Source organism: Xylanivirga thermophila (genome assembly GCF_004138105.1).
In the GTDB taxonomy this organism is placed as follows: domain Bacteria; phylum Bacillota; class Clostridia; order Caldicoprobacterales; family Xylanivirgaceae; genus Xylanivirga; species Xylanivirga thermophila.
This window is the reverse complement of record NZ_RXHQ01000079.1, coordinates 1-575: the sequence shown is the minus strand read 5'-3', so window position 1 is coordinate 575 and position 575 is coordinate 1. Positions and strand designations below refer to the sequence as shown.

Here is a 575-nt window from a genome sequence, read left to right as displayed (position 1 = left end):
CGATACTGTGGCCTTATGCGGTATTAGCAAGTGTTTCCACCTGTTATCCCCCTGTACAAGGCAGGTTGCTCACGCGTTACTCACCCGTCCGCCGCTAGGTTTAAGGTGTTAGCAAGCTAACTCCTTAAACCTCGCTCGACTTGCATGTGTTAGGCACGCCGCCAGCGTTCGTCCTGAGCCAGGATCAAACTCTCAATTTAAAAGTTTATCCTCAACTCATAAGAATCGACTTATGGCTGTTTTTTTCTTTGCACTGTCTAGTTTTCAAGGTCCAATTTCCTGCCGCCCTCGCAAGCGGCTTTATTATAGTATCAAATAACTCTTGGTTTGTCAACAACTTTTTTTAAATCTTTTTTCTTAACTAGAGTTATTCGAATCCATTGCTGTTCCCTGACAGCTTTATTATAGTAACATAGACTTATATATATGTCAACTCATATTTCGACATTGTGTGTGTCAAGTTTTTATTGGCACCTTTTTCTTCCAGAAAGTCAATCGCTATAATAATTAAGAAAAATATCTTAAATTTTACCATTTAGCAAAGTTGTCAAGCCTAAAATGCACTTCGCTACGCT

1 rRNA gene is annotated in these 575 nt (G+C 39.7%); it reads right to left on the bottom strand.

Annotated features, from left to right (window positions below):
- Positions 1 to 200, bottom strand: a 16S ribosomal RNA gene (locus EJN67_RS13950); the annotation flags it as partial.
- Positions 201 to 575 lie beyond the last annotated feature (375 nt).